Annotated in this window: 9 protein-coding genes; 4 read left to right on the forward strand and 5 right to left on the reverse strand. The window is 60.7% G+C overall.

The window, feature by feature from the left end; all coding sequences use genetic code 11:
* Nucleotides 1-41 precede the first annotated feature (41 nt).
* The 4 genes from AU465_RS35400 to AU465_RS35415 are packed head-to-tail and all read left to right on the forward strand — an operon-like array spanning nucleotide 42 to nucleotide 4,305.
* A complete protein-coding gene (locus AU465_RS35400) occupies nucleotides 42-767 on the forward strand; it encodes a GntR family transcriptional regulator (protein WP_192258068.1) in 726 nt (241 codons plus the stop codon).
* The gene (locus AU465_RS35405; RefSeq protein WP_192258050.1) at nucleotides 767-2,281 is read left to right on the forward strand and encodes a sugar ABC transporter ATP-binding protein; all 1,515 of its coding nucleotides are present in this window, start codon (nucleotides 767-769) and stop codon (nucleotides 2,279-2,281) included. The genes AU465_RS35400 and AU465_RS35405 overlap by 1 nt, the downstream gene beginning before the upstream one ends.
* The gene (locus AU465_RS35410) at nucleotides 2,278-3,264 is read left to right on the forward strand and encodes an ABC transporter permease (protein WP_192258052.1); all 987 of its coding nucleotides are present in this window, start codon (nucleotides 2,278-2,280) and stop codon (nucleotides 3,262-3,264) included. The genes AU465_RS35405 and AU465_RS35410 overlap by 4 nt, the downstream gene beginning before the upstream one ends.
* A gap of 42 nt (nucleotides 3,265-3,306) precedes the next feature.
* On the forward strand, nucleotides 3,307-4,305 hold the full coding sequence (locus AU465_RS35415; protein ID WP_192258054.1) for a substrate-binding domain-containing protein: 999 nt from the start codon (nucleotides 3,307-3,309) through the stop codon (nucleotides 4,303-4,305).
* A 731-nt stretch (nucleotides 4,306-5,036) separates the two neighbouring features.
* Here the strand turns inward: AU465_RS35415 and AU465_RS35420 are convergent.
* The 5 genes from AU465_RS35420 to AU465_RS35440 all read right to left on the reverse strand — a co-directional run bounded on the left by AU465_RS35420 (nucleotide 5,037) and on the right by AU465_RS35440 (nucleotide 12,114).
* Nucleotides 5,037-5,750 (reverse strand): hypothetical protein, encoded by a 714-nt coding sequence (locus AU465_RS35420; RefSeq protein ID WP_192258056.1) that lies wholly within the window; start codon nucleotides 5,748-5,750, stop codon nucleotides 5,037-5,039.
* A 33-nt stretch (nucleotides 5,751-5,783) separates the two neighbouring features.
* Nucleotides 5,784-6,965: a gluzincin family metallopeptidase gene (locus tag AU465_RS35425; protein ID WP_192258058.1), complete on the reverse strand. Its 1,182-nt coding sequence runs from the start codon at nucleotides 6,963-6,965 to the stop codon at nucleotides 5,784-5,786.
* An 81-nt stretch (nucleotides 6,966-7,046) separates the two neighbouring features.
* Nucleotides 7,047-7,769: a TfuA-like protein gene (locus AU465_RS35430; protein ID WP_192258060.1), complete on the reverse strand. Its 723-nt coding sequence runs from the start codon at nucleotides 7,767-7,769 to the stop codon at nucleotides 7,047-7,049.
* A gap of 5 nt (nucleotides 7,770-7,774) precedes the next feature.
* Nucleotides 7,775-8,929, reverse strand: a complete 1,155-nt coding sequence (locus AU465_RS35435; RefSeq protein WP_192258062.1) for a YcaO-like family protein — start codon at nucleotides 8,927-8,929, stop codon at nucleotides 7,775-7,777.
* A gap of 23 nt (nucleotides 8,930-8,952) precedes the next feature.
* Nucleotides 8,953-12,114, reverse strand: a complete 3,162-nt coding sequence (locus tag AU465_RS35440; RefSeq protein WP_192258064.1) for an ATP-binding protein — start codon at nucleotides 12,112-12,114, stop codon at nucleotides 8,953-8,955.
* Nucleotides 12,115-12,541 lie beyond the last annotated feature (427 nt).

Here is a 12,541-nt window from a genome sequence, read left to right on the forward strand (position 1 = left end):
TTGTTGCCGAACTTTCTGGTGTCTGGTATATCACCTTGCAGATGGCAGGCAATACCAAAATCAGCGGCCGGCTTCCCGTCGCCAGGATCAAGCGACCCAAATCGCTTGCGGAAACCGTGCTCCACCAGCTCCGCGAGTCGATCGTCCACGGTGACCTCGCGTTGGGTCAGCCTCTCTCTGAGCGTCAGCTCGCCGACGATCTCGGCGTGTCGAAGACTCCCGTCAGAGAGGCGCTCGCCCAGCTCCGCGCCGAGGGCCTAGTGCTGATCTATCCGCAGCGCGGCGCCTTCGTCTTCACGCTGAGCGCTCGCGAGGTTCATCAGATCTGTGAATTCCGGAGTGCGGTAGAAACGGCGGCGCTGAGGCTCGCCATCGCGCGCGGTCCGGATGGCTTCGCGGCGGAGCTTGAAGACATTGTGCGCGGCATGGCAGCCGCGCAGCGGCACGGCGACCAGCGGCTCTATCTGTCCCTGGACACCCGCTATCACGCGGCCTTCTTCGAGCACTGCGGCAATAGCTATCTCCGCGACAGCTATGCGCGCTATGTCGGCAAGATCGCAGCGCTCCGGACCCACCTTGCCGGCAAGCCGCTTCACACGAAGCTGTCGTTCCAGGAGCATCGACAGATGCTCGACACCATCCGGCGTGGCGACGCAGACGCAACGATAGCGGTTCTGGATATCCATATCGGACGGACGCGCGAGACCTATTCCAACGGAATCGAGGACATTGCCGCCGCAGATAAAGGAATTCCGGAGGCGAGCTGATGGCGGCACCGCTCCTCGAGCTCAGCGGCATCACGAAGTGGTACGGCACGACGCGGGCCCTTGGCGACGTCGATTTCGATCTGAGGCAGGGCGAGGTGCATGCGCTTGTCGGCGAAAATGGTGCCGGGAAATCGACACTCCTCGCCATCCTCTCCGGTGTGGTCGCGCCCGACAAGGGTACGATCAACATAGACGGGCGGGCGGTCACCATTAACGAACCATCCAAAGCGCAGGCGCTCGGCATCAGCACGGTCTTCCAAGAGCTCAGCCTCGCCGGGGCCTTGACGGTCGCCGAGAACGTCTTTGTCGGCCGGGCTCCAACCGCCTGCGGAATCATACGCTGGAGCGAGCTCCGACGGCGGACACAGCAGATCCTCTCCGCCTTCGGCATCGAAATCGATGTCGATCGCCCGGTTGACCGCTTGCCTGCCGGCACGCGCCAGCTCGTCGAGATTGCCAAGGCGCTGTCGCTCGACGCTCGCATCCTTCTCCTCGATGAACCCACTTCGGCGCTCACCTCCAATGAGGTCGCGGCGCTGTTTGCCATCATTGCCCGGCTTAAGAGCCGGGGCATGGGCATCGTCTATGTGAGCCATCATATGGCCGAGGTCTTCCGGATCGCCGACCGCGTCACCGTGCTGCGCGACGGTGAAAGGATGACCACGCGCGCGGTGGCGGAGACGTCGATCGACGACGTCGTGCGCGCCATGGTCGGCCGGAAGCTCGAAATCTTCACGGCCGAGGCGACGCTCGTACAGGGTCCGGTGGCGCTTGCAGTCCGCGGCAACGGAGCCGAGGGCAAATCGCGGCATCTCGAACTTGAAATACGGTTCGGTGAGGTCGTCGGTCTCGCGGGCCTGATGGGATCGCGCCGCAGCGAGCTTGCACGCAGCCTCGTCGGCCTGCGGCAGCCGTCTGGAGGAACTGCGATCGAGGTCAAAGGCCGTCCGACGCGCTTGCGTGGTCTCCGCGACGCGATGGCCCGCGGCATCGCCTATGTGCCGGACGATCGCAAAGCGGAAGGCCTGTTCCTGTCGATGTCGGTCACCGATAATTTCGTCGTGACTGCGCTTCGCAGCTTTGCGCGGCTCGGTTGGATTGAGAGGGCGGCGGCGACAGCGGCGGCGGGTAGGGCGGTCGAACGCTTCCGGATACGGGTGCCGAGCCTTGAGGCGGCGGCTGGAAAACTCAGCGGCGGCAACCAGCAGAAACTGATGCTGTCGAAGTGGCTTGCGAGCGACCCGGCAATCGTCGTGATCGATGAGCCAACCAGGGGCGTCGACGTCGAAGCGAAAGGAGAGATCCACAAGGAAATCCGCCGCCTCGCCGCAGCCGGCGAAGCGGTTCTCTTGATCTCTTCCGACCTTCCGGAACTCTTCGCCATCTCCGATCGGATCGTCGTCATGCGCGAGGGGCAGATCGTCGGCGATCTCCCTACACCTTCGGCAACGGAAGAGATCGTGATGGCTCTTGCCTCAGGCACCGGTCACAAGCTCGAAGGGGAGGCGGCATGAGTGTCGACGAGGTCGGTCGATGGTCTTCGCGCGTCGGCAGCCGTGTCTTTCGGCGCTTCGTCGAGACGCGCGAGTTGATGCTCCTGGTTCTTATCGTCGCGATCATCGTCGGAATGTCGCTGGCTTCGCCGGTCTTCCTGTCGCTCGCGAACTTCCATGCGATTGCCATCGGCATGGCGCCGACCGTCATCATCGCCGTGGGTATGACGGTGCTTCTGGTCTCCGGCGGATTCGATCTGTCGGTCGGCTCCGTGCTGGCGCTGGCGAGCACCGTGACGGCGCTTCTTCTGCTGAGCGGTGCCTCCATCCCATTGGCGATCCTTGGTGCGCTTGCCCTGGGCGCCGTCATCGGCCTTGCCAACGGCATCGTCGTCACCAGGATAGGCGTCAATCCCCTGGTCGCCACACTCGGCTCGATGTCGATCGCCCGCGGGATAGCCTTGGTGCTGACCGAAGGATTCTCGCTCATCAATCTACCGCCTGCCTTCGGGTGGGCCGGCCGCGCCGAGATTCTCGGCGTGCCGTTCCTTCTTTGGACCGCGCTCGCATTAGTGGTCGTCTTCGACCTCGCCATGCGGCATGGAAGCTTCTTCCGGCAACTCTACTACATCGGCTCGAACGAGAAGGCGGCGCGCCTGTCGGGTTTGGCCGTCGATCGCGTCCGCACGCTCGCCTACATGCTGAGCGGTCTGCTCGCCGCGCTTGCCGGCGTCCTCCTCGCCTCGCGGCTGATGAGCGGCACGCCTACGGCCGGCAATGCGCTCGAACTACAGGTGCTGGCGGCGGCCGTGATCGGCGGCGCAAGTCTGCGCGGCGGGGAGGGCACTGTCCTCGGCGCGTTTCTCGGCGTCGTCTTCGTCGCCCTGATCAACAACGCCATGACCATGCTCGCCGTGTCGATCTACTGGCAGATGATCGTCACCGGTGCCGTTCTTGTCGTGGCCGTTGCGCTCGACATGCTGGTGCGCCGCCGCGACGACTAAGCCAGGGGCCCATCAGGCCCCAACCGAAGAAGGAGGAAAGTGATGACGACACTCGATCTCGACCGCCGCAGCCTGATGAAGCTCGGCGGCATTGGCCTCGCCGGGACGGGGCTCGGCCTCGTACCCCAATTCAGCGATGAAGCGCTCGCCCAGGGCGAGGGCATGGAATACGTGTTTCTCTCCATCGTCACGCAGGTGCCGTTCTGGGTGGACCACCGCAAGGCCCTCGAAGACGCCGCCAGATTGCTGAATATCAAGACCAGCTTCACCGGCCCGCTCGACTTTGACACCGCCGCCCAGGCGCGACAACTCGATGAGCTGATCGCCCGGAAGCCAGCCGGCCTCCTGATCTTTCCTGGCGACGCCCCCTCGCTTGCGGCCGGCATCGACCGCGCCGTCGATGCCGGAATTTCGGTCGCCATGATCATCGGCGACGCGCCGGGCACCAAGCGCGCCGTCTATCTTGGCATCTCGAACCTCGAAGCCGGCAAGGTCGGGGGCAAGATGCTTGCCGAGGCGATCGGCGGCAAAGGCAAGGTGATCCTGGGTTCGTTCCCCGCGCCTTCGGTTCTGGAGCGGGTCGAAGGTTACAAGGCCTACTTCAAGGAATCCGCGCCTGAAATCGAAGTGGTCGATGTGGTCAACGACAAGGCGGACCCGTCTTATGCCCCCACGGCCTACAGCCAGTCACTTCTTGCTCACGCCGACGTGGTCGGTATTGGCGGCACCGACGGCGACAGCGGCAAGGGTGCTGCCATTGCGGTGAATGAGACCGGCCGCCAAGGCCAGGTCAAGATTGTCGCCATGGACCGGAACGACGACATGCTTCCCTACATCGAGGACGGAACCATCGTCGGCGCCGTCGTTCAAAAATCCTACGTCGAAGCGTTTCTCGCCGTGCATCTGCTTCATTGGCTGAACACGGACGGGATGAAGGTCGTGCCGGACTACAAGGCGGCCGGCGTCAACCCCTTGCCGGAAAAGGTCGAGACTGGTGTGATGCGCCTCACCAAGGATAACGTCGCTCAATTCAAGCACTGAGCGACGGGCCGGGCCGCGGACCCTCCGTGGTCCGGTGGGCGATGGGGTATAACACCGCTGACCAGGTCACTCGAGATGGCCTAGGCTCCGGACGGAATCAGGATCAACGCCATCGCGTGGGGCTGGATAGCGACGCCGCTGACGAAGCTCGGCCGGACGATCTTGGAGCAAAGCCGAAAGAACTGTCAGCACGATTATCTTCTAGAGCCTACAGCTACGCCCCTGGCCGTCGAAAACAGCTACGCGGCCGTCATCGGGGCGCGGAACCATACGGAACAATGCGGGGAAGGTTGACGATTCTGGCCCACGAAAAAGCCAATGAAATCAATGTTTCCGCACGCCCTCCGGGCTCACCAGATTGTTACATATCAATGACTTAGCAATGTTTCAGGGCTCGGTTAGGCAATTCTATCTGGCGAACCGTGGGCTGCGTTTTTGTTGGAAAGACGACGTCCCTCCGGGCCACCATAGTATTAAATATCAACCATTTGAATCTACTTCTTCACAAGTAGATGCATCGATCTCTGCCAACGTCATAGCGTTCCGGTGAAACTGGTTGGGCCTTTGTCCGTCAATTTCTCCTTCTCGTCAAAAGCACTGGACGCAGACTTAACTCAAAAATTCTGGCTTCGAAAGACCTCCCTGCAGTGCGTGCGGTGATCGGCGGCAACGACGTGCCAATGGGCGGGTTTTTGGGAATCCCTCACGATTCCGTCACATCACAGAATGCTCTAGTCGTTCAGCTTTCCGCCACGGTGTCCCATCGTCATCTTGGATGCGTACATCGTCGGTGAACGCTTGCCTGGAAGGTTCGCCTCGAGGACGATCTGCTCGATAAACCCCTGGTTCATTTCGAATTCCACGCATTCGTCAAGCTTATCGACAATCCAGAGCATATACTTCTCTGGGCCATGCTTATCCTGCTTATTAAATTTCTTATCATATCCGCAATCGTCGAGAGGTATCATTTGAGGGAGAACTGGAAGAAGCATGATCTTCGGTTTTGGAAGATCAAAGCAATGTCCCTCATATGAATACCCGACAATAATTCCAGATGACAGTACCTTTCCGCTCTTATATGCTTCATCGAATGACACAACAGTAGAAATCACGATGAATCCGATATTTCGCACGGCTAAGGAAATCTGAGTCGCGTAGCCAAACTCATCGGGAAATCCGCTGATCCTTCGATTTGCAATCAGGTTAAGAAATTGTTCCTTTGTAACTTTTGAATCACTCAATTGCTGCAGAAATTGGTCGTTTTGACTTACATCATCCGATTGCGATCGAACTGATATTGCGAAGTCTGCGCTCTCAAGGTTTTTTGGATGGTTGGGGTAAACAAGATCTCCGCCGCCCGGGGCGATGCCGTAAAGCCTGACCTGTGTTGCGTTGTAAGCGCCTGATGGAAACGTCAGTGTCGGTCGGTGATAGTCGTCGCTCATTTTGCTCGCTCCTTTTTGTTGTAATCGATCAGTTCATAGAATCTCTCGCCATCTGAAATTTTCTTCAAACTTTTCCGCAAGCGCGGGCGCCACCCGGTCGCTGACATCGACCAGCGTGGCAGCGGCATTCTCGAAGGTCAGGTCATCTGCATCGAGGCGCGGCCATGCCTGAGCAAGTGCGAGGGCCACTTCGTCCCTTGCTCTGATCAGCATGCTCTTGAACATGAAGGGCCGAGCGCGAAAGGCGCGGGACGTGAAATCCGAGATGCGCTGCATGTCGGACTGGTCGACATCCTTGATATCGATCCCCAGCAGCCGCTCGTCGGCCAACCCCTCGTGCACCAATGCCGCGTGGTAGCCGTCGACGATCGTGTCGAACACAGCCCCCGTGAACGGCCGTGACCTGTCATGGATTTCCGCCGTCACCTCCGACATGCGGCGTGCGTTGCTGGCGAGGCGGATCTGCCGATCGCCAGTCAGTTCGGCAATCCGGTTCAATTCATTGAGAACAAGCAGGTTGCCATCGCAGTGCCGCAGCAGCCGGTCCATGCCGCTGTCGAAACTCAGGAAGGACAAGAGCGAGACCAGATCCGAGCTGGCTTCGTGGAACGGCCCGAAATCGCCTTGAGTCAGGCCGCCGGCTGGTGTCCCGAACAGCGAAAACAAGATTGCGTGGCCGACCTCATGTGCGATCACATCGAAGTTGAGCGCATAGGGATACTTGCCTCCGTCGATGCCGCGCTCGCGGCCGAGTTCCAGATAGCCATAGCCCGATTGCGCATTCTCCCAGTCGACGAAGGGGATGATTTCGAGCCGCTCGTACGTCTCGGCGAAGTACCAGACAATCGGTTTGCCGAGGTAGCTTTCCCAGATGTCCAGCACGCGGCTGACCGAGGCGAAAGCGTGCGCAGAAAGGAACTGCCGCGAGGTCAGGGAAAGCTGATCGAAATGGCCGTCAAAACCAGCCTCTGCAGGCGGAAAGATTTCGCCGACAAATGGTGGCAGATAAGGGTAGTCGTAAGGCTCCTTGTCGAGGAGCGGATCGCGAACGTAGATGCGGTGATCTTCCGGGCCGGAGCGGATCAGATCGGGTGGAGTAGAAATCCATACTGTTTCGGGTGTTCCGTAACCCGAAAGGTGAGGGACCTGCGGGTAGACCAGGAACCGCGTTCCCAGCAACGGATCTTGCGCAACGACACGATCGACCGCGTCCAATTGCCTGGCTCCCCTCTCACGCTACCACGCTATCACGGCGCTTACGTCGCGTAAATCGCGGGCCGCCAAGAGGGTCAGGGCCTACAGCGCCAGCCCCGCATCATCCATATCCTTGGAGAAGGCCGAGGTTAGCTGTAATTCCGGCATGGGATGCGCTTTTTCAAATGCTTGCTCCCTCAAAAGTTCGACTGCCCGCAGGGCATCTTGCTTTTTTTGCTGGACGAAAGCCGCACCGAGCTCCCTGCTCAATTTCTCGACGTCGTCCTTGCCGTCGTGCGCATCCCGGACCATGCGTGCCAGGGTGCGCTCGCGAAAGTTGACGGCCTGTGCCGCACCCTCGAGCCTCGCCTGCTGTTCGGGTGAAATCACGCCGCGCCGGAAAGCGGCGCGAAGGGTCCGACGCAGGTCAATCAGCGCATGCGTCAATGGAGCGAAATTCACCTCGGCCGGTCCATGTAATACCGCTACTGCGTCGTCGGGTGCAAAGGCGAAGCGGCGATACCATCGGTAGATAAGCCCGACGCCTTGCATATGGGGGAACAGCTCGGCTGCACGAAGGGCACCCATGCTGGCCGCGCCGACGACATGAATGCCGCGGCTGAGGGCCCACAGGATTTCCTTGTGCCGAACCGCGGGCTCCGCCTGAAAACCGCCGTCGATGACAAGAATCGCACTCGGGTCGAAACGCTGCACGGCCGAAACGATCGAGCCTTGCACGGCCGGGGGAAGGCATACCGCATCGACGACCTTCAACGCGTCGGCATGGGACAGGGTAGGGCCGGTGAAGACGAGTTTCGGGCGCATGGTCTCTACCCCTGCAAGAGCGGCTGCAAGGCAGGGATGACGATCCTGACAACCGACAGGGCGTCGAGCGGTTTCGTTATCACCCGGACCAGGTGAACCGCATCGAACCCTCTCTCTTCGAGAATTGCCAGGAGGACCGACAGCCCGTCCGCCGCCGTGTTGAACTTCTGGTCGGCGAGCGCACGGAAATCCACGCTGCGCGGGCCGTCGCGAAGGAGCCGGCGATGCGCTGCGATCATCTGCCGATCGGGGTATTTTGGATAGAACGCGCGCGTCAGGTCATCGCGCGCGCCCGAGATCGCCGCCAGACGGGCCTGGGCCGCTTCGTAGATGGCTTGCGCCGCCGCTCCGGCGGGACTGAAACCGGCAGCCGAACCATCAGCCGGATGATCCAGGAGGACCGTTTCCGTCGGTTCGTCTTCCAGCAGATGGCACCACACCACCGGTATGCCCAACGGCGACAGAGCTTGCCAAAGGCCGACCAGCACGTTTTTGGCCGCCAAAGTCTCCAGGAGATCGCGGAGCGACGGATCATCGATCGTCTCGGGATCGATGCGTTGACGGTGAAAAAAACCGTGGGTCCGGTATGCCGTGGCGATCGCGTCGCGTTCGATGCATTCGAGCATGCCATGAACGATGGCATCCGGCTCCTCGAAGCCTGCGGCCAGACCGCTCGTCGATGCCGCGAAAATGCCGTCGTGGGGCAGTGACGGCAGCACATATGCGGTGTGCACGAGCTCGAACGGGACCAGGTCGCGGCTGCCGGTGAGAAGATTGTCGGTGGCTACCCACGCCGTCTCCCTGCCGCGCCATCCGGGCGCGGTGCCGTCCTGGAGATGGCTTTCGAAACGATTGGGCGGGATGCCCAATTGATCGGCGCAGCCGACGACTGTGTCGAAATTCGCCACCTGCTCTGCAAAGAAGCTCTCAGCCGATTCCAGCATGGCCGATATGGCGGCTTGCGTCAGGGTGGCGCCCTTGCCTTGCGCGACCGCGTTGGAGAGCGAGAAAGGCCTTGTCACCTGCACGACGGGGATGCCGAGCTGGTCGAGCCCGGTAATGTCTGCGATCCGCGTGATGCCCAAGGCTTCGCGCATCTTCATCAGCCGCGCCAGCGCCTCGTCGGGCGGCGGACCCAGGCGTTCATATCGCTCCAGCATCGCGGATGCTCTTGCAGGGCCGGCTAGTGCCGAACGGCCGGTTCGGGATTGACGATCAGTGCGGCGCCCGGCTCGAGAGCGGATTTCGCACGTTCGACCCGGTCGCGATAGCGCGACGACAGTTCAGGTGACAGGCCTGATGATTGAAGGGTCTCGTATGCACTGACGAGGAAAGGCACCGCGCTTTGCTCCGCGGCTATGGCGATGCTCTTTTCGAGGGCAGCGATCACGTCCGCCTCCGCGTCGCCCTGGAGAAGAAGTAGCTCTGCCCTTCGCCGGTAGAGCTCTGCCAGCCAGAAGCGGCTGCCGCCGGCCTCGGCCTGCGCCGCAGCCGAGCCCAGCAGCGCGAGCGCCTCATCGACCTCGGCAGTTCGTGTCAAAAGCTCTGCCAGCATGCCGCAATAGACCGGTTCGTCCTCAGGTGTCTGGAACTCGCCATGGAGGCCAAGACCTTGGCGCATTTTTTCCCTGCCGCTCTCGACCTGGCCGGCGTTGCCGTCGCACCAGCCTTCGAAGATTTGCGCTGCGGCGGCGAGGGCGGGCATATGATGGCGCTCCGTCAAGTGGCGCAGATCCGCTATCACGCTTCGCAGCGCCGAAAAATCGCGGCGATAGCAATGCAGCATCGCCTCGTTGAGGTAGGCATGCGCGATGCTGCCGGCATGTCCGGTTTGCTGCGCCCAGCTCCTGGCTTCCGACATCGAATGGATCGCGCTTGCCGGCTTTCCGACGAACCACAAGGACAAGGCGCGGTGAGCGAGCCCGCAGACCCTCGCGTCATGCCCGCCGAACAACGCAGCATTCGCTTTGCCCTGGCCGTGCTCATAGAGCGAAAGCCCGACGTCGACGGCTGCGATGCAGCGGTCGTGACGGCCAAGATTGAAGTCGATGGCCCACACGCAATGCCTGGCCTGGAGTTGCACTTCGGCATCCTCGACATCCCTGAGATCGCTGAGCACGACTTCCGCGCGCTCGCCGTCCATGACGGTATCGGTGAACCACCAGCCCCAGTAGATCGGGAACCACTTGGCCCGTTCGGCTACCGGCCGCCGCCGGGCGATCATCACGCCGTCCTCGTATAATTTGCGGGCGGGCGCCGAGTTCGGCCCCTCGACAGCGGTCAGGATGGGACCGAGCACGACCATTGCCGATAGCCGCAGCGCGTCTCGCGTGTCGGTCGCGGCAACCCGCTCGCAGAGCCCCAAAGCATGTTCGAGTATCTGCCTTGCTTCCGCCATTGCCGAGCGGGACGAGCTTTCCGTGCCTGCGATCACAAACTGATCGATCGCTTCCTCGATAAGGCCAGCGCGTTCAGCATGTTCTGCCAATTCAGCCGTACCCAGCCACGGGGCCAGATTTCGGTCGCGGGCGACAGCGGAGAAAAGCGACTGATGGAGGGCCTGCCGTCTCCTCCGCAGCAATGCATTGTAGATTGTCTCCCCGATCAGGGCATGACGAAATCCATAGTCGGGCTCGCCGGAAGGCCTGACCCGGATTAGGAATCCCGCCTCGATGAGGGTGTCCAATGCATTCCCGATCGTCTCGTCACTGTATTCCGGCAACAGCTTCCGGAGCAATTCCGGATTGAAACGATTGCCGGCGACGGCGGCCGCTCGTGCCACATCCTTTGCAGGGCCCAAGGCTTCCAGCCTGGCTTCAAGGATGCCTTCAAACACCGATATTCGGCTTGATGAGCCGGCTGGCGCAAGGCGATCCGTTATGGAGGCCGCATTCTCGGCGATCCATTGGCAGATTTCCTCGATGAAAAGAGGCACGCCCCCGGTCACCTCCTCCACCATGCCAATGAGTTCCGAATGCGCGGCTGACCCGATTTCCGGCCGCATTGCCATGATTGCCTGTCGCGTTTCCTCGCGATCGAGCGGCTTCAGAGTAATATGCGGCAAGTCCCGGAACCCTGAATAAGTCTCAGATCCAGGTCGCGCAGTCATTATGAGAAGCACGGGCACCCGATGAATGAAGAGTGCAAGTTCCGCCAGCAATTGCCTCGACGTGAGGTCGATCCAATGTATGTCTTCGACAACCAGGATGAGTGGTCCGCGTTCGCATATGGCTTCGATGCTTCTGCGAACTGCCCAGGTGGCTTTCTCCCGGATGACCTTGAGATCAGCCTCCTTCAGAGCGGGATTCGATCCTTCAGCCCCAAGCAGAAACGAGAAGATGTCGACAACTTCGTCATCGTGAACGCTTTGATTTGCGAAGACCGCCGCTACGTCTGAAGTCTCCAGCCGACCCTCTTTGCCAGCCAGGTCACTCCGAACATTTTGCAGCAGAGGATAAAGGGCCGAGTGGGAGCCGCCGGGCTGACATTGAAAAAGCAGCAATTTTGCCCGCTGAAAGCGTGTCCTCTTGCGGACTTCATAAAGCAGGCGGGACTTGCCGATACCGGCCTCACCCTGAACTAAAATGACGCCGCCCTTGCCGGCGACGGCATCATGCCAACATGCGGCGATGGTGGCCAATTCGTCCCCACGGCCTATAAACGTATTGTTCAAGCGCCCGAAGGCGAAGAAGCGGTCAACGTCCCGCTTGTGGCTAAAGGCACGCCAAGTCCGCTCCGGCTCCGCGAAGCCCTTAATAACGTGAATGCCACGAAAACTGAAAACGTGGGACCGCCGCGCCAAATTTCGGGTCTCGTCGGACACCAGTATTGTATCCGGCTGAGCCATCGCCTGGAGCCGCGTCGCCATGGCCAAAGCAGGGCCCGTGACGCTGGCATGCGCCGGGTCACCGCCGTCCCCGTGAACGAGGGTCATGGATGTAGCAATCCCGACCCGAACATGTAGGTCCGTATGGTCTTTCTCCAGCCCGACCCGCTTGCACGCTTCAATGATTTCGAGTCCTGCCCGGATCGCTTGCGAAGCCGCGTCCTTTGCCTCCATCTCTATTGGAAAAAGTGCGACACCGCCGTCGCCGGCCTCGCTCACGATAACACCCGAGTATGATGAGATTGCCTGTCTTGCCTCACGCCGAAAGGCCGACATCAGCTCTTCATAGTCCTCGATATCCAGAACTGCGAGCAGGTCGGTTGATCCGACCAGATCATAACAGAGAGCTGTCATAACGCGCCGCTCGCTGCGAACGTCGGACACACTACTGTCGTCCTTGCTCAGAACGCCCTTGGCAAGGGCCACGATTGGAGGCTCTAATGGACGCTTTTCCGACATGCTACAGTGCCTTGGCTGGCGGAGTGGGAGCGATACTATCAAATGCGCTAATATTCACCAGGGCGCTCGGACGACCCTCATCTCATCATAAGCGATACTTCGGACGATGTGCGTCACGCTCCCTGACCGCCTAATCTCACGAGATTGCCGCAAGCAGGATGAGTCTCTCGCAGTTCGTCCAGCTCAGCCACGTGCCGCCTGTCCGAATCCGAAATTGCCGAGCAGCGCGCGATTCTGGCCGATAGTTAGCGACTTGACACGAGCGCTATTCGCTGTCTCGGAAGTGGACGACACATTGGTGATTTTGAACCGATCGCAGGAAGCGAGACTGTTCGAAGTGGCGCTCGGCGACGAAAAGTAGACTCGACTGTCCACAAAAAGATCCCATGAGGCGACGGGCGGCGGAACTCAGGTAAGGTTTCGGGGT

This window comes from Mesorhizobium silamurunense (genome assembly GCF_014843905.1).
In the GTDB taxonomy this organism is placed as follows: domain Bacteria; phylum Pseudomonadota; class Alphaproteobacteria; order Rhizobiales; family Rhizobiaceae; genus Mesorhizobium; species Mesorhizobium silamurunense.